The sequence below is a fragment of the Rhizobium sp. OAE497 genome, assembly GCF_040546565.1.
In the GTDB taxonomy this organism is placed as follows: Bacteria; Pseudomonadota; Alphaproteobacteria; order Rhizobiales; family Rhizobiaceae; genus Rhizobium.
In genome coordinates, this window is the sequence record NZ_JBEPOA010000002.1 from 42,912 (window position 1) to 67,383 (window position 24,472).

Consider the following 24,472-nt stretch of genomic DNA (forward strand, 5'->3'; position numbering starts at 1 on the left):
GCAACAACTGTCTGTGATAAGGTCGGGGTCATGAGCGCCGTTTCGAATGATCAGTTCTTTGCCTCGGTTCCCGTCTTCGCGGAATTCGAAGGCGTGGCCAATACCGGCAATTACCGCCCCCTCCCCGAGGACTGGATTCTCGCCCTTGCCGATATCGTGGGATCGACGCAGGCGATCGAAGACGGCCGCTACAAGGACGTCAACATGGCCGGCGCCTCGGTCATCTCGGCCGTTCTGAACGCGGTCGGAAAGGGCGACTACCCCTTCGTCTTCGGTGGCGACGGCGCACTGATTGCGCTTCCCGCCTCGCAGGAAGACGCCGCCCGGCAAGCGCTTGCGGCCGTTCAGGCCTGGGTGAAGGAAGATCTCGATCTGACGCTGCGCGCTGCCATCGTTCCGGTTGCCGATATCCGCCAGGAAGGCCTCGATGTCCGCGTGGCGCGCTACTCGGCGAGCCCCTACGTGACCTATGCGATGTTTGCCGGTGGCGGCAACAGCTGGGCCGAGCGGCAGATGAAGGACGGCAAGTATACCATCGACCCTGCACCGCCTGGCACGCGCCCGGATCTTGAAGGCCTCTCCTGCCGCTGGAATCCAATTGCCGCCGAGAATGGCGAGATCGTCTCGATCATCGCCGTTCCGGGCGCTGCAGGCTCCGGCCCGGAATTCCAGTCGCTGGTCACCAAGATCGTGGCGATCTCCTCCGAACAGGGCCGTGGCGGCCATCCGGTACCGTTCGACGGACCGAAGCTTTCCTTCTCGATGAAAGGTATCGACCGCGAGGCGAAGGCGACCGCGCCCGGCCACAGGCTGCGCCAGAAGCTCATGATCATCATGCAGCTTGCCCTGACAACGCTATTCTACAGGCTCGGCATTCCCTTCGGCCCCTTCGACGCCCGGCGCTACAAGCGGGATGTCGCTGGCAATTCCGATTTCCGCAAATTCGACGACGGCTTGAAGATGACGATCGATGTCGACCGGGCGCGGCTCGAGCGCATCGAGGCACTACTCGAAGACGCACAGCGGAGCGGGATCGCCCGCTACGGCCTGCACCGGCAGGAATCGGCGTTGATGACCTGCTTCGTGCCGACGCCGCTGTCACGCGACCACATGCATTTCATCGATGGCGCCAGCGGCGGCTATGCCGTCGCCGCCAGCAAGCTCACCGGCAAGAAGCTCGGCGCGGTCAGCGTCACGCCTTGATGATGTGATCGCCGGTGAGGCCGATACGCGTGAAGACGTTGCGGGTATCGACGATCAGCGGTGCATGCTTTGAAAGCGCTGCGTAATCGACCGCATCGTGATCGGTGGCGATCAGGACGGCATCGTAATTTGCCAGCGTAGCGGCGCTGATTTCGACCGACTTGCGGCCCTTGAGCGCCTGATATTCACGGGTCGGCGGAATTTCTGAAACGAAGGGATCGCTGTAATCGGCCTTGCCGCCGCGCTCCTCGATGATCTCGATCAGCCGCAGCGATGGGCTCTCGCGGATATCGGCGACGTTCTTCTTGTAGGCGAGGCCGAGCACCAGCACCTTGCTGCGGCTCAGCGCCTTGCCGGCGCGGATATCGAGCGCTTCGGCAAGCTTGCCGACGACATAGCGCGGCATCGCCGAATTGATCTCACCGGCAAGCTCGATGAAGCGCGTCGGCAGTTCGTATTCGCGGGATTTCCAGGTGAGATAAAAGGGATCGATCGGAATGCAGTGTCCCCCGAGACCGGGGCCGGGATAGAAGGGCATGTAGCCGAAGGGCTTGGTCTTGGCGGCATCGATCACTTCCCAGACGTCGATGCCCATCGCGGCGTAGACGGTCTTCAACTCGTTGACGAGGGCGATATTGACCGAACGGAAGATGTTCTCGGTGAGCTTCACGGCTTCAGCCGTGGCGTTCGACGACACAGGCACAACCGTCTTGACGGCCGCGCCGTAGAAATCCGTCATCAGCTCCAGCGCATCGGGACCATCACCAGCGACGACCTTCGGGATGGTCGCCGTGTTGTAATGCTGGTTGCCCGGATCCTCGCGCTCCGGCGAGAAGCCGATGAAGAAATCGGTGCCGGATTTCAGACCGGTCTTCTCCAGGATAACCTTGACGACATCGTCGGTCGTGCCGGGATAGGTGGTCGATTCCAGCACGACGAGCTGGCCGGGGCGCAGATGCTCGGCGATCGCCCGCGAAGTCGCTTCGACATAGGAGAGGTCGGGATCGCGATGCTTGGTCAACGGCGTCGGCACGCAGATGACGATGACGTCGCACTGCTTCAGCCCGGCAAAGTCGGTCGTCGCGCCAAAGCGGCCGGCGGTAATCTCCGCACTCAGCGCCTCGTCGGTGACCGCGTCGATATAGGATTTGCGTGCATCGAGGGCGACGATCTTCTTCGGATCGATGTCGAAACCGGTGACCGGGAAGCCGCTGCGGGCAATCGCCATGGCAAGCGGCAGGCCGACATAGCCGAGGCCGATGATGCCGGCGCGGGCGGTGTGGTCTTTGATCTTTGCGGAAAGGGCGATTGAAGTCTGCGAGCTGGCCAAGACGGGTCTCTTCGAAAGAGGAAAGTCCTCGTGAGATAATGCAAGATCGCGAGGATTTAAACCCGCCTTGGCGCTGACGCATCGGTGAAGCGATCGTGATCGATTTTGCCCGATAGCCGCCTCAATCGCCCGGCTACTGGCGCTGACTGTGGCCGAAATGACTCGCTTGGCGCAGACATCGAAACCGAAGGCAGAAAATTATCCGGATAGCATTGTTTCGGATCGATCATATGCCTATTTGAATAGGATAATGAACCACCAGAAAGGACATCCGTCCTCGCTCTTTTCGGGCTCTGAAAGGTAGGTTTGCCGGGTCTTCGGCAGATCGTTGACACAATAATACCGCTCGTCCATCTTGACCCCCGCCCTGCGCGCGACCGTGCTGCAGGCAGGTTTTTCGTCGCTTCGGGAATGGACGTGCTTGATGAGGATAATACCAAAGATGAGCACGATCGAATCCAGCGTGTCCTCGATTCTTCTGGACCGCGTCGCTGAATGGCTGACGAATTCTTCGCTGGCCGGGGACGATCTGGAAAATATCGTTCGCGGTTTCTGCGAGCGCATTGCCGCTGCCGGTCTGCCGATCGCCCGCGTCCACTTGACCTTTTCGATGCTGCATCCGCTCTATGACGCGCTGAGCTTCACCTGGCGGCGCGCCAGCGGCGTGACGATCGAGGGCTACCGGCATTCTGCCGGCGCCAAGCCGGACCGTTTTCTGCAGAGCCCCTACTATTACCTGCTGGACAACAACCTGCAGCACATCCGCCGCCGGATGAGCCAGGAAGGACCGGCGGAATTCCCGATCTTCGACGACCTGCGCAAGGAGAAGATCACCGACTACCTCGCCTTCGTGCAGCCTTTCGGCGACGGTTCGGTCCAGGGCATGATGGGCTCGTGGTCGACGGACTCGCATTCCGGCTTTTCCGACGACATGATCGAGGCGCTGCTGCGCATGCAGAACCATCTGGCGGTCGCTGCCAAGATGGCCGTGCTCGGCAAGCTCGCCAACAATATGCTGACGACCTATCTCGGCGGCGATGCCGGCAAGCGCGTGCTGAACGGCCAGATCCGCCGCGGCGACGGCGAGACGATCCGCGCCGCCCTCGTCATGGGCGACATGCGCCAGTCGACGATGTTTGCAGAGAAGGAAGGCCGTCAGGCCTATATCGATACGCTGAACGAATTTTTCGACGCGATCGCGGCACCGTTCAACCGCAATGGCGGCGAGATCCTGAGCTTCCTCGGCGATGGCTTCCTCGCCGTCTATCCGTGCGGCCGCCACAAGGACCCGTCGAAGATCGCCACGCAGGCCGCTCTCTCGGCCGTCCACCAGGCGCAGACCCGCGTCGCCGAACTGAACGGCGAGCGCGCGGAAAAGGGCCTGAACCCCATCCGCTACGGCATCGGCCTGCATATCGGCAATGTCATGTTCGGAAATGTCGGCCTCAAGGACCGGCTGACCTTCTCGGCCTTCGGCTCCGCGGTCAACGAAGTGCAGCGCCTGCAGTCGCTGACCAAGAAATACAATCGTGAAGTTGTCGCGAGCCAGGCCTTCGCCGGCTACTGCGGCGGCGAGTGGACGACGCTCGGCGAGGAGAAGCTGCGTGGCATCCGCCAGAAGGTCACGGTGCTGCAGCCACGCATCACGCCGCCGGCGCTGCCCGATGGCGCAAGCTTCCCGGAGGTCGCCCAGAACGGGCTGTCCGAGGCCGAACAGGTCATCCTGCTTCACCGCGACGCGAAGAAGCAGGAGAAGCGTCCGATGGTTGAGAGGTTCGTTCAGTAAGGCGAACCTGAAACATCGGATTATCCTTGAAAATCAGCAGGAACGCGCCAGTTTTCCCCAGCCTGTCATAAACTGGACACCCCGCCTGCGGTACGATAGTGTGCCTTAACGGGAACAGACTAAAAGACTGGGGAATATCATTGGTATGGCGTCCGCGTCCGACTTGTTGCGTATCGAGAATCTCGACGTGTCATTCTCGGTTTTCGGGGACAAGCTGCGTGTCGTAAGAAACGCCGGGCTTCGTATCCTTCCGGGTAAAGTCACCGCGCTTGTCGGTGAATCCGGCTCAGGAAAATCCGTTATCAGCCAATCGATCATGGGCATCTTGCCGACGCCGGCCAAGGCGACGGGCAAGATCCTGTTCACCGATCCGCTCGACGGCAAGACCACCGACATCCTGCAATATGGCCGCGACAGCGAAGAGATGCGCGACCTGCGTGGCAAGCGCATGGCGACGATCTTCCAGGAGCCGATGACCTCGCTCTCGCCGCTCCATACGGTCGGCAACCAGATCAGCGAGTCCTTGCTGATCCATACTGACGCCGACAAGAAGCTGGCGCGCGAGAAAACCGAGGAAATGCTCGGTCTCGTCGGCTTTGCCAATCCTAAGCGCACCTACGACATGTATCCGTTCGAGCTGTCGGGCGGCATGCGGCAGCGCGCGATGATCGCCATGGCACTGATCTGCCGGCCGGCGCTGCTGATCGCCGACGAGCCGACGACGGCGCTCGACGTTACCATCCAGGCGCAGATTCTCGAATTGCTGCGCGACCTGCAGCACAAGCTCGGCATGGCCATGCTGCTGATCACTCACGATCTCGGCGTCGTCGCCAACATGGCCGACGAAGTCGTCGTCATCTACCACGGCGAGATCATGGAAGCGGGTCCGGTCAAGGAGATCTTCCGCAACCCGCAGCATCCCTATCTGAAGGGGCTGATGGCGGCGGTTCCGCATTTCGACATGAAACCCGGCGAGCGGCTGAAGGCGCTGCGCGATGTTCCGGTCAATCTGGAATCGCTGATCGGCAAGAAGAAGACCGTCGAAGCGGATGCCCCGCAGGTGCTGCTTTCGGTCAACAATCTCTCCAAGACCTATATGACGCGCAAGCGCAGCCTTTTCGGCCAGGGTGAAAGGTCGGTGTTGCGCGCCGTCGATGACGTGAGCTTCGATATCAAGCGCGGCGAGTGCCTCGGCCTCGTCGGCGAATCCGGCTGCGGCAAGACGACGGTCAGCAAGATCCTGATGCGGGCGATCACGCCTGACACCGGTTCGGTTGTTTTCAACGACGGCAAGGAAGTCATCGACGTCCTCTCGGTCAAGGGCGACGCGCTGCAGGAGCTGCGCACCAAGATCCAGATGGTCTTCCAGGACCCGGTCTCATCGCTCTCGCCGCGCATGACGGTGCGCAACATCCTGAGCGAACCGCTGGAAATCCACGACCGCGGCGACAGCGAGGAGCGCAAGCGCAAGGTCGAGGCGCTGATGGGCGCCATCGGTCTCGATCGCCGCTATCTCAGCCGCTATCCGCACAGTTTCTCCGGCGGCCAGCGCCAGCGCATCGGCATCGCCCGCGCGCTCGCGCTCGGCCCCAAGCTCGTCATTCTCGACGAGCCGGTCTCGGCGCTCGACGTCTCGGTTCAGGCACAGATCCTCAACCTGCTGAAGGATCTGCAGAAAGAGCTCGGGCTGACCTACCTGTTCATTTCGCACAATCTGGCCGTCGTCGATTACATGGCCGATCGCATCGCCGTCATGTGCAAAGGGCGCATCGTCGAAATCGCGCCGCGCGAAATCATCCTGCGCGATCCCGTGCATCCCTATACGAAGTCACTGCTTGCGGCCGTCCCCTTCCCCGATCTAGACCGGCCGCTCGATTTCGAGGCGCTGCGCAAGAATGGCGCGGCCGACAAGCAGAACTGGGGGCTGACCTTCACCGCCGAGCATGACGACGCTTCCGAGCTTGCCTATGCCGATCTCGGCGACGGGCATTTCGTGCGCGCCCGCAAGGGCGCCGATGTCAAGGAGTTGCGGGCATGGTAACGCGGCGCACTTTCCTCGGCGGCATGATCGGCGCGACGGTTGCGCCGGGCCTCGTTCGCGCCGCCTCCGATGATCGCGACATCGAGCCGGAATTCCTGCGCGACCTGCTGCGCGCCGACGCCATTCCGCCGATGCCGCAGCGCCTGCCGAAGCATCCGCGCATCGTCAACATGAAGGAAGCAGGGCTGACGCCCGGCACCTATGGCGGCAATGTACGCACGATCATCGGCGGCCCGCGCGACGTCCGCTACATGACCGTCTATGGCTATTCGCGGCTGATCGGCTACGACAAGCATCTGCAGTTCCAGCCAGATATCCTGGGCGGCTACACGAGCGAAGAAGACCGCATCTTCACCTTCCACCTGCGCGAGGGCCACAAGTGGTCGGATGGCAAGCCGTTTACGGTCGATGACTTCCGCTACTGGTGGGAAGACATCATCCTCAACAAGGAAGCGACGCCGGGCGGCGGCGCGCTTGAGCTGCGCCCGCATGGCGACCTGCCGAAGTTCGAGGTGCTCGACGAGCTCATCGTCCGCTACACCTGGGAAAAGCCGAACCCGACCTTCCTGCCGGCACTCGCCGGACCGCTGCCGCTCGTCATTTTCGGACCGGCGCACTACCTGAAGCAGTTCCACAAGAAGTATCAGGACGACTTCCGCCTCTCGGCGCTGATGAAGGAAAACCGGGTCAAGAAGTGGGCCGACCTGCACATCAAGATGTCGCGCGCCTCGCGCCCTGAAAATCCGGATCTGCCGACGCTTGATCCCTGGAAGGTGATGACCAAGCCGCCGGCAGACCAGTTCATCTTCGACCGCAACGCCTTCTTCCACCGCGTCGACGAAAACGGCGTGCAGCTGCCCTATATCGACCGCTTCATCCTGAACGTCAGCTCGTCGTCGATCATCGCCGCCAAGGCGGGTGCCGGCGAATCCGACCTGCAGGCGACCGGTATCGACTTCAACGACTATACCTTCCTGAAGGAAGCCGAGCAGCGTTTCCCGGTGAAGGTCAATCTCTGGAAGCAGGCGCGCGGCTCCCGCCTTGCGCTGCTGCCCAATCTCAACTGTGCCGACGATGTCTGGCGCAATCTCTTCCGCGATGTCCGTTTCCGCCGTGCGCTGTCGATGGCAATCGATCGCCACGAGATCAATATGGTCGCCTTCTACGGGCTTGGCACACCGAGCGCAGATACCGTTTTGCCGGACAGCCCGCTCTTCAAGCAGGAATATGCCGACGCCTATATCCAGCACGACGTGGATCAGGCCAACAAGCTGCTCGACGAGCTGGGTCTTGCCAATCGCGACGACGAGGATATCCGCCTGCTGCCGGACGGCCGGCGCGCCGAGATCACCGTGGAAACACCCGGCGAAAGCACGCTTGATACCGACGTGCTGGAGCTGGTGCGCGATCACTTCCGCACCATCGGCATTGCGCTCTATACCCGCACCTCGCAGCGCGACATCTTCCGCAACCGCGCCATGAGCGGCTCGATCATGATGGCGATCTGGTTCGGTATCGAAAACGGCGTGCCAACCGCCGACATGGCCCCGACCCAGCTGGCGCCGACCGCCGACGACCAGCTGCAATGGCCGATCTGGGGCATGTACTATCTCTCCGCCGGACAGGAAGGCAAAGCGCCCGACATTCCTGAAGTCGCCGATCTCGTCGATCTCCTCAACCAATGGGGCGCGACTGCCGACTTCAAGGAACGCGAAGCGATCTGGCACAAGATGCTGGCACTCTATACCCAGCAGGTCTATTCGATCGGCCTGATCAACGGCGCGCTGCAGCCGATCCTGATCTCCAAGAAGATGCAGAACGTGCCGGAGCGCGCGCTCTACGGCTTCGACCCAACCTCCTTCCTCGGCATCTACATGCCCGATGCATTCTGGCTGAAGGAGACGTGAGATGCTGAGATATATCCTCTGGCGCATCGCCGCCATGGTGCCGACGCTCTTCGTGATCTCGGCGCTGGTCTTCACCATCATCGAACTACCGCCGGGCGACTTCTTCGAAAGCCAGATCGCCGAACTGCGCGCCCAGGGCGAGACCGCCAACCTGCAGGAAATCGAGGAACTCCGGAAGCAATACGGCTTCGACAAGCCGGAGATCGTCCGTTACTTCTACTGGGTCGGCGGCATGCTGCATGGCGATTTTGGATACTCGTTCGAATACCAGCTTCCGGTCTCGGATGTCGTTGGCGACCGGTTGTGGCTGACGATCCTCGTCTCCTTCACGACGATCCTCGTCACCTGGCTGATCGCCTTCCCGATCGGCATCTACTCGGCCACCCATCAGTATAGCTGGGGCGACTACGGCCTGACCTTTTTCGGTCTGCTCGGTATCGCCATTCCGAATTTCATGCTGGCGCTGATCCTGATGTATTTCGCCAATGTCTGGTTCGGGCTGTCGATCGGCCACCTGATGGACCAGCAATATCTGAACGAGCCGATGAGCTGGGAGAAGGCGAAATCGATCCTTGCGCATCTCTGGATTCCCGTGATCATCGTCGGCACTGCGGGAACAGCGGGCATGATCCGCCGCCTGCGCGCCAATCTGCTCGACGAGATGCAGAAGCAATATGTGACGACGGCGCGCGCCAAGGGCCTGCACCCGACCCGGGCGCTGATCAAATATCCGCTGCGCATGGCGCTGAACTTCTTCGTCGCCGATATCGGCTCGATCCTGCCGTCGATCATCTCGGGCGCCGAAATTGTCGCTATTGTTCTCTCGCTTGAGACGACGGGACCGATGCTGGTCAAGGCGCTGCAAAGCCAGGACATGTATCTCGCCGGGTCGTTCCTGATGTTCCTCGCGTTCCTGAACGTCATCGGCGTGCTGATCTCGGATATCGCGCTCGGCTTCCTCGATCCCCGCATCCGCTTGCAAGGCAGGAGCACCAAATAATGTCGCCCTTGCCGCCGCCCGGTGCGCCCCTGGAGCATTTTGTCTCGACCACGCCGTTCGATCCGCATGCGCAGGAGACGATGACCTCTGCGCAGTCGCGCATCCACCTTGCTTCACAGAAGCAGCTGATGTGGTGGAAGTTCAAGCAGCACCGCCTGGCGCTGATCTCCGGCATCTTCCTCGCCTTCGTCTATTTCGCGATCCTGATCGTTGAATTCCTGGCGCCTTATGGCCTTCACAGCCGCAATGTCGATTACATCCATTCGCCGCCGCAGCGGGTACATTTCTTCGACAAGGGCGAGTTCGTCGGCCCGTTCGTCTATGGCCGCTCGATGCAGCTCGATATCGATACGCTGCGCCGCATCTATACCGAGAAGCCCAACGATATTCAGCCGATCCGCTTCTTTTGCCGCGGCGACGCCTATCGTTTCTGGGGTCTGGTGGATTCCAACCTGCACCTCGTCTGCCCGGCCGAAGGCGGCCAGATGTATCTGCTCGGCACCGACCGTCTCGGCCGCGACGTGCTCTCGCGCATCCTCTACGGCGCCCGTATCTCGCTGACCATCGGCCTGATCGGCATCACCATCAGCTTCGTGCTCGGTATCGTCATCGGCGGTCTGGCCGGCTATCGCGGCGGTGTCTTCGACCTCATCGTCCAGCGCATGATCGAGGTGCTGCAATCGCTGCCGAGCCTGCCGCTCTGGATGGCGCTCGCCGCCATCATGCCGGTGACCTGGAGCCCGATCGTCATCTATTTCGGCATCACGGTCATTCTCGGCATCATCGACTGGACGGGACTGGCGCGCGCCGTCCGGTCCAAGCTTTTGGCGCTCCGCGAGGAAGATTATGTGCAGGCGGCGCAGCTGATGGGCGCCAGCACCCCGCGCATCATCGGCCGCCATCTGGTGCCCGGTTTCATGTCGCATCTCATTGCGTCGGCTACCATTTCCATTCCCGGCATGATCCTCGGCGAGACGGCCCTGTCCTTCCTCGGCCTTGGTCTGCGCCCGCCGATCACCAGCTGGGGCATCTTGCTCACGGAAGCAAAAAGCGTAAGTGTGATTGCCTTCTACCCTTGGCTGCTTTTTCCGATTATTCCGGTGGTTCTCGTCATTTTAGCCTTCAACTTTCTGGGAGACGGCTTGCGCGATGCAGCAGACCCCTACAAATAACAGGGCGCCCGGCGGCTGTCTGATCCGCTGTCGCGCGGCCTCCGGAAAGCGGGGGCGATAATGTCGTTCGCCCCAGAGGTATTGCCCATGGCCAGACGTGTCGAAGACGCGCGCATCCTGATGTACAGCCACGATACGTTCGGTCTCGGCCACCTGCGCCGCTGCCGGACCATCGCCCATGCGCTGGTCGAGGATTATCGCGGCCTGAACATCCTGATCATCTCCGGCGCCACGATCGCCGGCGCCTTCGATTACCGCGCCCGCGTCGATTTCGTGAAGATCCCGAGCGTCATCAAGCTTCGCAACGGCGAATATACGTCGATGGCGAGCCATATCGATCTTCAGGATACGCTGAAGATGCGCGAATCGAGCATCCGCCACACGGCGGAAACCTTCCAGCCGGATATCTTCATCGTCGACAAGGAGCCCATGGGCCTGAAGGGCGAAGTCGAGGATACGCTTGCCTATCTCAAGGCCCGCGGCACGACGCTGGTGCTTGGCCTGCGCGAAATCATGGACGCCCCGCATCTGCTCGACGCCGAGTGGAAGCGCAACGGCATCATGCAGAAGATCGATCAGTATTACGATAGCGTCTGGGTCTATGGCCCGCCGGATTTCTACGATCCGCTCGTTGGTCTCGACGTTCCCGCCAATGTCCGCCGCAAGATGGATTTCGTCGGCTTCCTGCAGCGCAGCGTCTCCAAGAGCAAGAAGTCGCTGAACACGCCGAAGGACAACTATATCCTGGTGACCACCGGCGGTGGCGGCGATGGCTCAGATCTCGTCCATGACGTGATGAACGCCTACGAACAGGACCAGACGCTGCAGCAGAAGGCGCTCGTCGTCCTCGGCCCCTATATGCCCGCGGCGGAACGCACCAAGCTCGTCAAGAAGGGCGAGAAGATCGCGGCGATCGAGGTCATCGAATTCGACAATCACATGGAAGAACTGATCGCAGGGGCAACCGCTGTCGTCGCCATGGGCGGCTACAACACCTATTGCGAGATCCTGTCCTTCGACAAGCCGGCGCTGATCGTGCCGCGCGTCAAGCCGCGCGAAGAGCAGCTGCTGCGCGCCCAGCGCGCTAGCGAACTCGGCCTTGTCGATATGCTGCTGCCGGATCAATCGGCCAATCCGGCTGTGATGGCCGAGGCGCTGAAGCGCCTTCCGAGCCGCCTGCCGCCGTCGAAAAGCGGCTGCAACATGCGCCTCGAAGGCCTTGATCACATCTCGGAGACAGTCGGCCACTGGCTCGACAACCGCGGCGGCCACCTTTCCCTCGTCGGCGCAGAGTGAAGACAACAGCCTTGCCAGAACGCCGGAAGATCCTTGTCGTGCTGAAGGGCTATCCACGCCTTTCGGAAACCTTCATCGCGCAGGAACTGCTCGGCCTCGAGAAGGCCGGCTTCGACCTGACGCTGATTTCCATGCGCCGGCCGACCGACAAGAAGCGGCATCCTGTCCACGACGAGATCAACGCGCGCGTGGTCTACCTGCCGGAATATCTGCATGAAGAGCCGCTCCGCGTTATGAAGGGTCTGTTTGCCGGGTTCGGCAAGGCGGGTTTCGGCGCGTTGATGAAGCGCTTCATGGCCGACCTCCCGCGCGATATCTCCCGCAACCGCTTCCGCCGTCTCGGCCAGGCGCTAGTGCTCGCCCGCGAATGGCCCGACAACGGCCGCTGGCTGCATGCCCATTTCATCCACACTCCGGCATCCGTCACGGAATATGCAAGCATCCTGACCGGCACACCCTGGACGGTTTCGGCGCACGCCAAGGATATCTGGACGTCGCCGGATTGGGAGTTGAACGAGAAGCTCTCGAGCGCCCGCTGGGCGGTGACGTGCACGCGCACCGGCTACGAGCATATGCGCACGCTGACCAGCCGCCCGGATGCGGTGCATCTCAGCTATCACGGGCTCGACCTCGCCCGCTTCGGCCATTTTGCCGGCGAGCGTTCGGTGTGGGACGGCTCGTCGGCCAATGATCCGGTTTTCCTGCTCAGCGTCGGCCGCGCTGTCGAGAAGAAGGGTTACGACATCCTGCTACGGGCACTTGCGCTTCTGCCAAAGGAGCTCAACTGGCGGCTGGACCACATCGGCGGCGGCGAGGAGCTGTCGAAGCTGAAGTCCCTCGCCAATGAGCTCGGTCTCGGCAAGCGTATCGCCTGGAAAGGCGCGCTCGCGCAGGAAGACGTGCTGGACCACTACCGCCGCGCCGATCTCTTCGTGCTCGCCTGCCGCATCGCCGCCAATGGCGACCGCGATGGCCTGCCGAATGTCCTCGTCGAGGCATCAAGCCAGCGGCTCGCCTGCCTCTCCACCAATATTTCCGGCGTACCCGAGCTGCTGACGGATGGCGAGAACGGCCTCGTCGTTCCGCCGGAAGATCCGAAGGCCCTGGCGGCAGCCCTTGAAAGGGCGATCCGCGATCCGGCGCTGCGCAAGCGGCTGGGCGATGCCGCCGAGCAGCGGGTGCGGGCGCAATTCGACTATCACTCCAGCATCGCGCAGCTGACACAGCTTTTCGAAGACGAATGGCGGAAGGACCCATGAGCGCCAAACGCGTTTTCTTCTACGTCCAGCATCTGCTCGGCATCGGCCATATCGCTCGTGCCAGCCGCATCGCCAATGCGATGGCGAAGGATGGCTTCGACGTCACCGTCGTGACCGGCGGCCTGCCAGTGCCTGGCTTCCCGGCCGAAGGCTTGAAGACCATCGCCTTGCCGGCGGTCGTTGCCAGCAATGCCGGTTTCTCCGGCCTCGCGGATGCCAACGGCAATCCGGCAACGGAAGATTTCCTCAACGCGCGTCGCGACCAGCTGCTCGCCGCATTCGCGAACGCCAAGCCCGACGCCGTCATCATCGAAGCCTTCCCCTTCGGTCGCCGCCAGATGCGCTTCGAACTGCTGCCCCTGCTCGATGCCATCGCTGCAGCCAATCCGCGGCCAAAACTCTTCAGCTCGGTGCGTGACATCCTGCAGGAAAATCGCAAGGCTGGCCGCGATGAGGAAACCGTGAAGCTGGTGCAGGAGCATTTCGATGCCGTCCTCGTTCACGGCGATCCCGATTTCGTCCGCCTGGAAGACACGTTTCCGCTGACACCGGAGATCGCCGGCAAGGTCCGCTATACCGGTATGGTCGCGCCGCCACCGGCGGCCGATCCGGCCGAACGCTTCGACATCATCGCCTCAGCAGGCGGCGGAGCCGTCGGGCTGGAGCTGATCCGCGCGGCCAGGGATGCGGCGCGCTCCCTGCCCGCAGAATACCGCTGGCTGCTGATATCGGGACCCAACCTGCCGGAGGCCGATTTTCAGTCTCTGCAGGACGATGCGCCCGCCAATGTCACCCTCGTGCGCTTCCGCAAGGATTTCCCTTCGCTGCTGAAGGGCGCCAAGGTCTCGATCTCGCAGGCGGGCTATAACACCGTCGGCGACCTCCTGCGCACCGATTGCCGGGCGATCCTCATCCCCTTCGTCGCCGGTGGAGAAACCGAACAGACGGTACGGGCCGAGCGGCTGAAGGCGATGGGGCTCGCGGGCATCTTGCCGGAAACCGGATTGACCGCAGCGCATGTCGCCGCAGCCGTTGCAGAAGCGATGGATGCGCCGCCGCGCAAAGCGGCCACGCTGGATTTGGCTGGCGCGGAGACCACAGCTGCGATCATTCGCACGATGCTCGGCTGAATTGCTCGCACTTTATGAAAGTCCTGTGATATAAACGAATTTCCGGCAGAATCGGCTTTTCGACGGCAGTCCGCTTCGCCTTGTTTTCGTTACGATATCCGGCGGTCCGGCGGCATGATCCTGTTTCCCGAATCTCCCTCCTCGAACGTCTCCGGACCCTCCCATCAGGCTGACGGTTAGCAATGGAAAAGAGCCTCGCCCGCTATATCTGGTCGAACACCCGCCTCCAGCAGCTCTGGATTCTGGCGGTCGTTGCGGCGTCGATGATCCCCTACTTCCTGTCCTTCGATCTGCCGAAGCAGATCGTCAACGGACCGATCCAGGGTGACGGCTTCGACAATGCCAATGCGACGCAGACCTTCATGCACCTGTCCTACGACCTGCCGCTGATCGGGCATGTCGAGCTCTTCCAGGGCATCCAGCTGAACCGCCTGCAGATGCTGATGGCGCTGAGCCTGGTATTCCTGGCGCTGGTGGTGCTGAACGGCCTCTTCAAGTTCTACATCAACACGTACAAGGGCCGCCTTGGCGAGCGCATGCTGCGCCGCATCCGCTTCCAGCTGATCGACCGCGTCCTGCGTTTCCCGCCGTCGCACTTCAAGAAGGTGAAGTCGGCCGAAATCGCGACGATGATCAAGGACGAGGTGGAGCCGATGGGCGGCTTTACCGGCGACGCCTTCGTTTCCCCGGCGCTGCTCGGCGGCCAGGCGCTGACGGCGCTCGCCTTCATCATCGTCCAGAATTTCTGGCTCGGCATGATCGCCGCCGGTATCGTCGGTGTGCAGGCCATCGTTATTCCGCGGATGAGAAAGCGGCTTCTGGATCTCGGCCGCCAGCGCCAGCTGACCGCCCGCGAACTCTCCGGCCGCGTCGGCGAAATCGTCGATGGCATCGGCACCATCCATGGCAACGATACGTCGAATCTCGAGCGCGCCGACATCGCGTCGCGCCTCGGGCTGATCTTCAAGATCCGCTACGACCTCTATCAGTGGAAGTTCCTGGTCAAGTTCCTGAACAACTTCCTGGCCCAGGTCACGCCTTTCCTGTTCTACGCGATCGGCGGTTATCTGGCGCTGCAGGGACGGCTCGATATCGGTCAGCTCGTCGCCGTCATCTCGGCCTACAAGGACCTTCCCGGCCCGCTGAAGGAACTGATCGACTGGGACCAGATGCGTCAGGACGTGCAGGTCAAGTACCAGCAGGTCTACGAACAGTTCAACGTCGAGCCGCTGATCGACAGCAAGATCCAGGAAATTCCGGGCGACGTCGTCGGCCCGCTGACCGCGGCTCTCGTCGTCACCAATCTCGCCGTCAGCGACGACAGCGGCGCGCGTCTTGTCGATCACGTCTCGGTCGAGATCAAGCCGAACGAAACGGTCGCAATCGTCGGGCCGAACGGCAGCGGCGCGGAAGCCTTTGCCGAAGCGCTCGGGCGCATCGTCTGGCCGGATTCCGGCCGCATCAGCATCGACGGGCGCGACCTTCTCGACATGCCGGAATCGGTGACGGGCCGGCGCATCTCCTATGCTTCGTCGGACACCTATTTCTTCCACGGCACGCTGCGCGACAACCTGCTTTACGGGCTCAAGCACGCGCCGCTGACCGATCCAGGCTACGACTCGCAGAAGGCGCTCGAACTCAAGTGGCGCAATGCCGAGGCGCTGCGCGCCGGCAATCCGACATTCGACCTGAACAGCGACTGGGTGGATTACAATGCCGCCGGCGCCAACGGGCCCGAAGACCTGCTGAAGGCGATCCGCCCGGTTCTCGACGCGGTGATGATCTCACAGGATATCCTCGACCTCGCCTTGCGCTCCTCGGTCGATACATCCGTGCATGTCGTCCTGGCCGACCGCATCGTCGATCTGCGACTCGCGCTGCGTGACCGCCTCAAGGAAGAGAACCTCGATACGATCGTCGTTCCCTTCGATTTCGACGCCTACAATCCGCAGGCGACGGTCGGCGAAAACCTGCTATTCGGCACGATGAAGCGGCCGATGATGACCAACCGCCGGCTGGCGGCGCATCCCTATTTCCAGCAGCTGTTCCGGGATACCGGGCTCAGCAACGATCTCTACGCCATGGGTCTCGAGATCGCGGAAAACGCCGTCGAACTCTTCCATGACCTGCCGCCGGACCACCCGTTCTTCCAGCAGCTGACCTTCATGACGGCGGATGACATTCCGACCTATCAGGCGCTGCTCCAGAAACTGACAAGCCGGAAATTCGAGGATGCGACGGCGGAAGAACGCTCGAGCATCATCCGGCTAAGCTTCGCCTATATCGAGCCCCGCCACCGTTTTGGTCTGCTGACCGACGAGCTGATGGCGAAGATCGTTTCGGCCCGCAAGCAGTTCCACGAGCATATTCCCGACGACCTCTCGGCCCTGATCGAGCGCTACGATCCCGAGCGCTTCACCGCATCGGCAAGCTTGATGGACAACGTGCTCTTCGGCCGCATCGCCTATCAGCAGGCCGATGCCTCCGACCAGATCCGGTTGATCATGGGCGAGCTCTTCGATCAGCTCGATCTCTACGACGACGTGCTGTCGATCGGCATGGAATTCGACGTCGGTTCCGGCGGCAAGCGCCTGACGATGGTCCAGCGCCAGAAGGTCAATATGGCCCGCACGCTCTTGAAGCGCTCGGACTATTTCATCTTCAACCGGCCGCTGCTGGCACTCGACCAGCGCGTCCAGGACCAGATCATTCGCAACGTCGTGACCGGGCTGCATGAAGTGGGCAAGCGGCCCGCGATCATCTTCGTGCTCTCCAATGCCCGGCTGGCGGAAATCTTCGACCGGATCCTGCTGTTCGAGCGCGGCGGCCTTGCCGAAGCCGGTGGCTATCCGGAACTTTCGGAGAAAAACACTATGTTCAAGGAACTGTTATCGTAATAATCTATTGGGGCGGCTGAGACGGCATTCTTGCGAGGGAATGCCTGGTAGAGTTTTAAAAAGCGCGATCTCCTTTGGCGAGGAGGCGCGGCAGGGGGTAAAACGCTCATGCTGTTGAGAGATGAAGTCGAAATGCTGCGACGGGTGCCGATCTTTTCCAGGATCGCTCCGGCGAAACTCAAGCTTTTGGCGTTCACCTCCGACCGGATGACCTACAAGGCCGGTCAGAACCTCTTCCACCAGGGCGATCCCGGCGACGCAGCCTATGTGATCCTCTCTGGCACGGCCGATATTCTCGTCCACTCGCCCGCCGGCGACATCAAGGTTGCCGATGTCGAGCTCAATTCCATCGTCGGCGAAATCGCCATTCTCTGCGACGTCTCGCGCACGGCAACCGTCCGCGCCACCTCGGGCCTGGAAGTCCTGCGCATCAGCAAGGAACACTTCCTGAAGCTCCTGAGCGACTTCCCTGAAATGGCCGTCGAGATCATGCGCGTGCTGGCAGACCGCCTGAACCACACGACCGCCGAACTGACCGCCGCCCGCGCCAAGCAGCCGGAAGCCGTCGCTCGCTAACCAGCCTCACTCCTCTTCCGGCGGCCATTGCTGGGCGCCGTGAAGCAGGCGTAGAATGTCGATCTGCTGCGCCTTTTCATCGATGCGATAGATGATGACAAATGGCGTGTGGAGGACAACAAGCTCGCGCGTTGCGGGCTCACGTCCCGGCCGCCCCATTTGGGGATGCTCCCGCAGGATAGCGACGTTGCGATAGATAAGATCACCCTGTGTGATTGCCGCGCGAGGGTTCTTGTCGGCGATGTAGAGAAGTTGGCGATTGCGATCCTTGCGAGCCTGTGCGGTCCATTTGACAATCACGCCTTGCCCTCTTGCGCGGCGATCCGGGCTTCAAGCTCGACACGCATCTCCTCCCATTCCTTCTCCATGTCCTCATTGCTGATCCAGACCGTATTCGGATCGTCCGCTTCGCGAAGACCGATCCGGACCTGCTCGCGAAACCACCGGTCATGCTCGGCCGCCTCATGCGCGCGCTTCAGAGCGTCGGCGCGATCGGGACGCTTGGCGGGCTCGGCGGCATAATCGCTGGCATCGACGTCGAACTGCGAGATGCCGACATCCCTGAGATAGGACACCAGCGTCTCCATCTTCTTGAAGAGCCTGACCTGACGGCTGCGCTGCGCCGCAAGCGGATGCTCGCTCTTTCCGTAGCGCACGACGATGGACCAGCCGCCGGTCTGGCCGACGACAAGCGTCTTGTCGATGGCACCGGCCCCCGCCAGCTGCGCGAGCGTCGCATGGTCGATCGTGGAACGGGTCATGGCGGCATCTCCTTCGTAGAGAAGGATATGCAATCAATTATAATTTGCAACGCATCGATCAATAAAAAGCCCGGTTGAAACCGGGCTTTTCGAATCGATCTGGCGCCGTCTCTAACCTATTCCCGCTGCTCCAGCGCCCTGCTGAAGGCGAGCGCTGCCAGCGTGCAGATGGCGCCTGAGAGCAGGTAGTAGCCGACGAAGGTCAGGCCGAAGCTGCTGGAGAGGCTGAGCGCCACCAGCGGCGCAAAGCCGGCGCCGACCAGCCAGGCGAGGTCGGAGGTGAAGGCGGCACCCGTGTAGCGGTAGCCGCGGCCGAAGCGCGAGGAGATCGAGCCGGTCGCCTGGCCGAAGGACAGGCCGAGCACGCCGAAGCCGATGATGACGAAGGCGTCCTGGCCGGCATCGCCCGAAGCGATCAGCATCGGACCGACGAAGGAGAAGATCGCGATTAGCACCGCACAGACGGCAAGCTGGGCACGGCGGCCGATTCGGTCGGCGATCAGGCCCGACGCGATGATCGCGACGATACCGACAAGCGCGCCGATGATCTGTACCACCATGAAAGTGTCGAGCGGCTGCGTGCCGTAGAGGCTCATCCAGCCGAGCGGGAAGATCGTTACGAGGTGGAACATCGCGAAGCTCGCGAGCGGCACGAAGGCACCGATCAGGATATCGCGGCCGTGTATTTTCAGAACCTTGCCGATCGGCGCGGCTTCAAGTTCGTGCTGTTCCAGAAGCGTGCCGAACTCCTGCGTCATGACCAGACGCAGGCGCGCAAAGAGCGCCACGACATTGATCGCGAAGGCCACAAAGAACGGATAGCGCCAGCCCCAGGAGAGGAAATCCTCATTGGAGAGATTGGCGATGAAGAAGCCGAAGATAGTGCTCGCCAGCGCGAAGCCGATCGGCGCACCGAGCTGCGGGATCATCGCGTACCAGCCGCGCTTGTTCTGCGGCGCGTTCAGCGCCAGAAGCGAGGCGAGACCATCCCAGGCGCCACCGAGCGCGAAGCCCTGGCCGAGCCGGAAGAGCGCCAGAAGCGCGATCGCCCAATAGCCGATCTCGTTATAGCCGGGCAGGAACGCGATCGAAGCGGTCGAGCCGCCGAGCAGGAACAGCGCGATCGTCAGCTTCGTGCCGCGGCCATAGAATCGGTCGATCGTCATGAAGACGACGGAGCCGACCGGACGCGCCAGGAAGGCCAGCGAAAAGATCGCGAACGAATAGAGCGTCCCCGTCAGCCTGTCCGGTGCAAAGGGAAAGATCAGCTGCGGGAAGACCAGGACAGAGGCCAGGCCATAAACAAAGAAATCGAAGAATTCGGACATTCGCCCGATGATGACGCCAAGGGCAATACTTCCGGGCGAAACCTTTTCGCCGGCATGAATCTGTCTTGCGTCACGTTCGAGTGTCGTGGACGATGGTCCATAGTGTGCTGCAGTCATTCAACGCCTCCCTCGTCGAGACGCTTGCGGCAAAGCGCCTCAAGACGATCTTGATCAAACCTGCAAGGTTATCAAGTCTGACGGACGTAAATAGTTCATCATCCATTCTCAAAATTAGATGTGGATGAGAAATTGGGCGTGATCGCCCGATTCGCGGCCTTTCAAGTGGCCGTTTTCGTTTTCGCGGATATATTATGCCGCACAAAAGCATGCGCCGGGGCCAAATCCTTCCGAAACTTATCAGGATTTCAACGCCGTAGCGCCTTACATTCTTTGCCGCGCTGCGGCATGTTTGCTGCAGTGCGACCAAACACCTCATGTTGCCATCAGGTTCAGTGCTTTAGTCGCGGTTTGGACGAAACAACAAGAGCTTAGAGACGTGCAAAAACTCGTGAAGTTTTCCCGCCTTCTATCCGTGTTGCCGCTGATGATGCTGGCAGGATGCAATATGGTCGTGATGTCGCCGTCGGGCGATATCGCAAGTCAGCAGGCAGACCTCATTCTGGTCTCCACCTTCCTGATGCTGCTGATCATCGTGCCGGTCCTGTTCCTGACGTTCTTCTTCGCCTGGCGTTACCGGCGTTCGAATACGGCAGCGACCTATGATCCGGAATGGCATCACTCGACACGGCTGGAAGTGGTTATCTGGTCGGCACCGCTGGCCATCATCATCGCCCTTGGCGCCATCACCTGGATTTCGACTCACAAGCTCGATCCTTACCGTCCGCTCGATCGCATCGATGCCGAGCGCAGCATCCCCGAAAACGTCAAGCCGATGACTGTCGAAGTCGTCGCGCTCGATTGGAAGTGGCTGTTCTTCTATCCGGAACTCGGCATTGCGACGGTCAACGAGCTGGCAGCGCCTGTCGATGTGCCGATCAATTTCAGGATCACCGCATCCTCGGTCATGAACTCCTTCTACATTCCCGCACTTGCCGGCCAGATCTACGCGATGCCCGGCATGCAGACGCAGCTTCATGCCGTCATCAACAAGGAAGGCGAGTATGAGGGCTTTTCCGCCAATTACAGCGGCGAAGGCTTCTCGCATATGCGCTTCAAGTTCCATGGCCTGAACCAGCAGGGCTTCGACGATTGGGTCGCCAAGGTGAAGAGCCAGGGCACGGCGCTGAACCGTGACGCCTATCTCAAGCTTGAAAAGCCGTCCGAGCGCGAGCCGGTCCGCTACTACGCGACCGCCGACAAGGACCTCTACCAGGCGATCCTCAACCTCTGCGCCACGCCGGGCAAGATGTGCATGAGCGATATGATGCATATCGACATGATGGGCGGCGGCGGCAAGGAAAGCGCCGAGAACCGCGAAAAGCTGGAATATGACAACCGCCACGTCGGCGAAGGCCATGGCGCAGAAGCCGAAGCAGTCCCCGCGGCCGCGACCCCTGCTTCCGGCGATCAGAAGCCGGCAGATGCTGCAAACGGCAATCAGCAGGACATGCAGAACATGCCCGGTATGGACATGAGCGGCAGCGGCCACGACGGCCATTCGATGCCGGGCATGAACCACGGCAGCGGCGATCCGGCACCGGCCCAGCCGAGCAACAATTAAACCTGGCGCTTTGCGTCGCTAAGACACCAATGAACGGGTTATTCCATGTTTTCCAATCCTGACCTCCTGAAGTTCATCTTCGGCCGGTTGACCCTCGATGCGATCCCCTATCACGAGCCGATCCTGATCTTCACCTTCATCGGCGTTGCGATCGGCGGCATCGCCGTCGTGGGGCTCATCACCTATTTCAAGTTCTGGGGACCGCTCTGGCGCGACTGGATCACCAGCGTCGATCACAAGAAGATCGGCATCATGTATGTGATCCTCGCCGTCATCATGCTGCTGCGCGGCTTTTCCGACGCGATCCTGATGCGTATCCAGCAGGCGATCGCCTTCAATGGGTCGGAAGGCTATCTGCCGCCACATCACTACGACCAGATCTTCACGGCGCATGGCGTCATCATGATCTTCTTCGTGGCGATGCCCTTCGTCACCGGCCTGATGAACTTCGTCGTGCCGCTGCAGATCGGCGCCCGCGACGTCTCGTTCCCGTTCCTCAACAACTTCTCGTTCTGGATGACCACCGCCGGCGCGATCATCATCATGATCTCGCTCTTCATCGGTGAATTCGCACGGACCGGCTGGCTTGCCTATCCGCCGCTTTCGGGCGCGGACTACAGTCCTGGCGTCGGTGTCGACTATTATATCTGGGGCTTGCAGGTTGCCGGTGTCGGCACGACGCTGTCGGGGATCAACCTGATCGCGACGATCGTCAAGATGCGCGCTCCTGGCATGACCTTCATGAAGATGCCGGTCTTCACCTGGACCTCGCTCTGCACCAACGTGCTGATCGTCGCCTCTTTCCCGATCCTGACCGCGACCCTCGTTCTCCTTTCGCTCGACCGCTATGCCGGCACGAACTTCTTCACGAACGATCTCGGCGGCAATCCGATGATGTATGTCAACCTCATCTGGATCTGGGGCCACCCGGAAGTCTACATCCTCGTGCTGCCGGCCTTCGGCATCTTCTCCGAAGTGGTCGCCACGTTCTCCGGCAAGCGCCTCTTCGGCTACGCCTCGATGGTTTACGCCACCTGCGTCATCATGATCCTCTCCTACCTCGTGTGGCTGCACCACTTCTTCACGATGGGTTCGGGCGCCAGCGTCAACTCGTTCTTCGGCATCACCACGATGATCATCTCGATCCCGACAGGGGCGAAGATGTTCAACTGGCTGTTCACGATGTATCGCGGCCGCATCCGCTACGAAGTGCCGATGCTCTGGACCGTCGGCTTCATGGTGACCTTCGTCATCGGTGGTATGACCGGCGTCATGCTCGCCATCCCGCCGGCCGACTTCGTACTGCACAACTCGCTGTTCCTGATCGCCCACTTCCATAATGTGATCATCGGCGGCGTGCTGTTCGGCCTCTTCGCAGGCGTCAACTACTGGTTCCCGAAAGCCTTCGGCTTCAAGCTCGACCCGTTCTGGGGCAAGATGAGCTTCTGGTTCTGGCAGATCGGCTTCTTCTTCGCCTTCATGCCGCTCTACGTGCTCGGCCTAATGGGTGTCACGCGCCGCGTCTCGCAGTTCGAAGATCCGTCGCTGCAGATCTGGTTCATCATCGCCGCCTTCGGCGCCGGCCTGATCGCCATCGGCATCGCCTCGTTCCTCATCCAGATCTTCGTCAGCTTCCGCAAGCGCGAAGCTCTCAAGGACGAGACCGGCGACCCGTGGGATGGCCGTACACTGGAATGGGCGACCTCTTCGCCGCCGCCGGATTACAACTTCGCCTTCACGCCGGTCGTCCACGATCACGACAGCTGGTACGACATGAAGAAGCGCGGCTATGTCCGTCCGCTCGAGGGCTTCAAGCCGATCCACATGCCGAAGAACACCGGCACTGGCGCGATCCTCTCGGCGCTCAGCATCGGCCTCGCCTTCGGCCTGATCTGGTACATGTGGTGGCTGGCGATCCTGTCCTTCGCCGCGATCGTCCTCGTGTCGATCGTCCACACCTTCAACTACAAGCGTGACTTCTACATTCCCGTGGACGAAGTCACCGAGACGGAAGACAAGCGCACGCAGCAGCTTGCCGCGGCGCAGGGATGACGACCATGACCGATCACACCATCGACACGGCCGAGAAGCCCGTTTTCTACCTCACCGAGGAGCATCATCCGGAGAGCAGCACCAATCTCGGTTTCTGGCTCTACCTGATGAGCGACTGCCTGATGTTCGCAGTGCTCTTCGCCACCTATGGCGTGCTCGGCCGCAACTATGCGGCCGGCCCGTCGCCGAAGGATCTGTTCGATCTGCCGCTGGTGGCGATCAACACCTCCATGCTGCTGCTGTCCTCGATCACCTACGGCTTTGCGATGCTGCAGATGATGCGTGGCTACAAGGCCGGCGTGCTGTTTTGGCTGGCCGTCACCGGCCTGTTCGGCGCAGCCTTCATCGGCCTCGAACTCTATGAGTTCGCGCATCTGATCCACGAGGGCGCAGGCCCGACGCGCAGTGCCTTCCTGTCGGCCTTCTTCACGCTGGTCGGCACCCACGGTCTGCACGTCACCTTCGGCATCATCTGGCTGATCACGCTGATGATCCAGGTCTCGATGCACGGACTGATCGAAGCCAACAAGCGCCGCCTGATGTGCCTGTCGATGTTCTGGCACTTCCTCGATGTCGTCTGGATCGGCGTCTTTTCCTTGGTCTATCTGCTGGGAGTTCTCGGATGAGCTCGAACACTCACGCCCACGACGCACATCACGACCATGGCCATGGCGGCCACGGTCACGGCGGTCACGAGGCCGATCACGGCTCGTTCAAGAGCTACATGATCGGGTTCGTCCTGTCGGTCATCCTGACGGCGATCCCCTTCTGGCTCGTCATGGCCGGCGTCTTCGAAAACCCGCTTGTCACGGCAACCGCCGTGATGATCCTCGGCGCGATCCAGATCGTCGTCCACATGATCTACTTCCTGCACATGAACACGCGTTCTGAAGGCGGTTGGACCATCATGGCGCTGATCTTCACGATCGTCATCGTCGCCATCGCGCTCGCCGGTACCTTCTGGGTCATGCATCATCTGAACACCAACATGATGCCGATGAGCCCCGAAATGATGAAGAACATGCCCTGAGCATGACGCGGGCGGCGATGAGC

The 24,472-nt window shown here is 61.3% G+C and carries 19 protein-coding genes; 15 read left to right on the forward strand and 4 right to left on the reverse strand.

Annotation, left to right across the window (positions count from 1 at the left end):
* Positions 1-30: 30 nt before the first annotated feature.
* Positions 31-1,203 carry a DUF3095 domain-containing protein gene (locus ABIE40_RS19740; protein ID WP_199625420.1) on the forward strand — a complete coding sequence of 391 codons (1,173 nt, stop codon included), beginning with the start codon at positions 31-33 and terminating at the stop codon, positions 1,201-1,203.
* On the opposite strand, the gene ABIE40_RS19745 is transcribed toward ABIE40_RS19740, so the two are convergent.
* A complete protein-coding gene (locus ABIE40_RS19745; RefSeq protein WP_199625421.1) occupies positions 1,193-2,533 on the reverse strand; it encodes a nucleotide sugar dehydrogenase in 1,341 nt (446 codons plus the stop codon). The genes ABIE40_RS19740 and ABIE40_RS19745 overlap by 11 nt on opposite strands.
* Positions 2,534-2,975: 442 nt before the next feature.
* Between ABIE40_RS19745 and ABIE40_RS19750 the strand changes: the two genes are divergently transcribed.
* The 10 genes from ABIE40_RS19750 (at position 2,976) to ABIE40_RS19795 (ending at position 17,597) form a co-directional block, all read left to right on the forward strand.
* Positions 2,976-4,319: an adenylate/guanylate cyclase domain-containing protein gene (locus ABIE40_RS19750; protein ID WP_199625422.1), complete on the forward strand. Its 1,344-nt coding sequence runs from the start codon at positions 2,976-2,978 to the stop codon at positions 4,317-4,319.
* 145 nt (positions 4,320-4,464) lie between these two features.
* Complete coding sequence (locus ABIE40_RS19755; RefSeq protein WP_199625423.1) at positions 4,465-6,360, forward strand: ABC transporter ATP-binding protein; 1,896 nt, start codon at positions 4,465-4,467, stop codon at positions 6,358-6,360.
* On the forward strand, positions 6,354-8,267 hold the full coding sequence (locus tag ABIE40_RS19760) for an ABC transporter substrate-binding protein (protein ID WP_199625424.1): 1,914 nt from the start codon (positions 6,354-6,356) through the stop codon (positions 8,265-8,267). Before ABIE40_RS19755 ends, ABIE40_RS19760 begins: the two co-directional genes overlap by 7 nt.
* A gap of 1 nt (position 8,268) precedes the next feature.
* On the forward strand, positions 8,269-9,267 hold the full coding sequence (locus ABIE40_RS19765; RefSeq protein WP_199625425.1) for an ABC transporter permease: 999 nt from the start codon (positions 8,269-8,271) through the stop codon (positions 9,265-9,267).
* Positions 9,267-10,439, forward strand: coding sequence for an ABC transporter permease (locus tag ABIE40_RS19770; RefSeq protein ID WP_199625426.1), 1,173 nt, complete (start codon positions 9,267-9,269; stop codon positions 10,437-10,439). The genes ABIE40_RS19765 and ABIE40_RS19770 overlap by 1 nt, the downstream gene beginning before the upstream one ends.
* Before the next feature lie 87 nt (positions 10,440-10,526).
* Positions 10,527-11,735, forward strand: a complete 1,209-nt coding sequence (locus ABIE40_RS19775; RefSeq protein WP_112712338.1) for a glycosyltransferase family protein — start codon at positions 10,527-10,529, stop codon at positions 11,733-11,735.
* An 11-nt stretch (positions 11,736-11,746) separates the two neighbouring features.
* Positions 11,747-12,994 (forward strand): glycosyltransferase family 4 protein, encoded by a 1,248-nt coding sequence (locus ABIE40_RS19780; protein WP_199625427.1) that lies wholly within the window; start codon positions 11,747-11,749, stop codon positions 12,992-12,994.
* Positions 12,991-14,124, forward strand: coding sequence for a glycosyltransferase family protein (locus ABIE40_RS19785; RefSeq protein ID WP_199625428.1), 1,134 nt, complete (start codon positions 12,991-12,993; stop codon positions 14,122-14,124). Before ABIE40_RS19780 ends, ABIE40_RS19785 begins: the two co-directional genes overlap by 4 nt.
* Positions 14,125-14,306: 182 nt before the next feature.
* Positions 14,307-17,021 (forward strand): ABC transporter transmembrane domain-containing protein, encoded by a 2,715-nt coding sequence (locus tag ABIE40_RS19790; RefSeq protein ID WP_199625429.1) that lies wholly within the window; start codon positions 14,307-14,309, stop codon positions 17,019-17,021.
* 108 nt (positions 17,022-17,129) lie between these two features.
* Positions 17,130-17,597 (forward strand): cyclic nucleotide-binding domain-containing protein, encoded by a 468-nt coding sequence (locus ABIE40_RS19795; RefSeq protein WP_112712346.1) that lies wholly within the window; start codon positions 17,130-17,132, stop codon positions 17,595-17,597.
* A gap of 6 nt (positions 17,598-17,603) precedes the next feature.
* Here the strand turns inward: ABIE40_RS19795 and ABIE40_RS19800 are convergent, their stop codons facing one another.
* The 3 genes from ABIE40_RS19800 to ABIE40_RS19810 form a co-directional block, all read right to left on the reverse strand.
* Positions 17,604-17,897, reverse strand: a complete 294-nt coding sequence (locus ABIE40_RS19800; RefSeq protein ID WP_199625430.1) for a type II toxin-antitoxin system RelE/ParE family toxin — start codon at positions 17,895-17,897, stop codon at positions 17,604-17,606.
* Positions 17,894-18,358 (reverse strand): ParC-related protein, encoded by a 465-nt coding sequence (locus ABIE40_RS19805; protein ID WP_199625431.1) that lies wholly within the window; start codon positions 18,356-18,358, stop codon positions 17,894-17,896. Before ABIE40_RS19805 ends, ABIE40_RS19800 begins: the two co-directional genes overlap by 4 nt.
* A gap of 116 nt (positions 18,359-18,474) precedes the next feature.
* Positions 18,475-19,803 (reverse strand): MFS transporter, encoded by a 1,329-nt coding sequence (locus tag ABIE40_RS19810; protein ID WP_112712350.1) that lies wholly within the window; start codon positions 19,801-19,803, stop codon positions 18,475-18,477.
* 379 nt (positions 19,804-20,182) lie between these two features.
* On the opposite strand from ABIE40_RS19810, the gene cyoA reads away from it, so the two are divergent.
* From cyoA to cyoD, 4 genes are read left to right on the forward strand one after another with little or no spacing between them, the layout of a single operon-like run.
* Positions 20,183-21,367 carry a ubiquinol oxidase subunit II gene (gene cyoA, locus ABIE40_RS19815; RefSeq protein ID WP_112712352.1) on the forward strand — a complete coding sequence of 395 codons (1,185 nt, stop codon included), beginning with the start codon at positions 20,183-20,185 and terminating at the stop codon, positions 21,365-21,367.
* 45 nt (positions 21,368-21,412) lie between these two features.
* Entirely contained in the window at positions 21,413-23,419 is a 2,007-nt protein-coding gene (gene cyoB, locus ABIE40_RS19820; protein ID WP_199625432.1) for a cytochrome o ubiquinol oxidase subunit I, read from the forward strand.
* 5 nt (positions 23,420-23,424) lie between these two features.
* Positions 23,425-24,045 (forward strand): cytochrome o ubiquinol oxidase subunit III, encoded by a 621-nt coding sequence (cyoC, locus tag ABIE40_RS19825; RefSeq protein ID WP_112712657.1) that lies wholly within the window; start codon positions 23,425-23,427, stop codon positions 24,043-24,045.
* Entirely contained in the window at positions 24,042-24,449 is a 408-nt protein-coding gene (gene cyoD, locus ABIE40_RS19830; protein WP_112712356.1) for a cytochrome o ubiquinol oxidase subunit IV, read from the forward strand. The genes cyoC and cyoD overlap by 4 nt, the downstream gene beginning before the upstream one ends.
* Positions 24,450-24,472: the final 23 nt, after the last annotated feature.

What these genes read in the sequence shown, in the direction of transcription:
- ABIE40_RS19740 (WP_199625420.1), top strand. Translation starts at nt 31, where the DNA reads ATGAGCGCCGTTTCGAATGATCAGTTCTTTGCCTCGGTTCCCGTCTTC.
- ABIE40_RS19750 (WP_199625422.1), top strand. Translation starts at nt 2,976, where the DNA reads ATGAGCACGATCGAATCCAGCGTGTCCTCGATTCTTCTGGACCGCGTC.
- ABIE40_RS19755 (WP_199625423.1), top strand. Translation starts at nt 4,465, where the DNA reads ATGGCGTCCGCGTCCGACTTGTTGCGTATCGAGAATCTCGACGTGTCA.
- ABIE40_RS19760 (WP_199625424.1), top strand. Translation starts at nt 6,354, where the DNA reads ATGGTAACGCGGCGCACTTTCCTCGGCGGCATGATCGGCGCGACGGTT.
- ABIE40_RS19765 (WP_199625425.1), top strand. Translation starts at nt 8,269, where the DNA reads ATGCTGAGATATATCCTCTGGCGCATCGCCGCCATGGTGCCGACGCTC.
- ABIE40_RS19770 (WP_199625426.1), top strand. Translation starts at nt 9,267, where the DNA reads ATGTCGCCCTTGCCGCCGCCCGGTGCGCCCCTGGAGCATTTTGTCTCG.
- ABIE40_RS19775 (WP_112712338.1), top strand. Translation starts at nt 10,527, where the DNA reads ATGGCCAGACGTGTCGAAGACGCGCGCATCCTGATGTACAGCCACGAT.
- ABIE40_RS19785 (WP_199625428.1), top strand. Translation starts at nt 12,991, where the DNA reads ATGAGCGCCAAACGCGTTTTCTTCTACGTCCAGCATCTGCTCGGCATC.
- ABIE40_RS19790 (WP_199625429.1), top strand. Translation starts at nt 14,307, where the DNA reads ATGGAAAAGAGCCTCGCCCGCTATATCTGGTCGAACACCCGCCTCCAG.
- ABIE40_RS19795 (WP_112712346.1), top strand. Translation starts at nt 17,130, where the DNA reads ATGCTGTTGAGAGATGAAGTCGAAATGCTGCGACGGGTGCCGATCTTT.
- ABIE40_RS19805 (WP_199625431.1), bottom strand. Translation starts at nt 18,358, where the DNA reads ATGACCCGTTCCACGATCGACCATGCGACGCTCGCGCAGCTGGCGGGG.
- ABIE40_RS19810 (WP_112712350.1), bottom strand. Translation starts at nt 19,803, where the DNA reads ATGACTGCAGCACACTATGGACCATCGTCCACGACACTCGAACGTGAC.
- cyoB (WP_199625432.1), top strand. Translation starts at nt 21,413, where the DNA reads ATGTTTTCCAATCCTGACCTCCTGAAGTTCATCTTCGGCCGGTTGACC.
- cyoC (WP_112712657.1), top strand. Translation starts at nt 23,425, where the DNA reads ATGACCGATCACACCATCGACACGGCCGAGAAGCCCGTTTTCTACCTC.
- cyoD (WP_112712356.1), top strand. Translation starts at nt 24,042, where the DNA reads ATGAGCTCGAACACTCACGCCCACGACGCACATCACGACCATGGCCAT.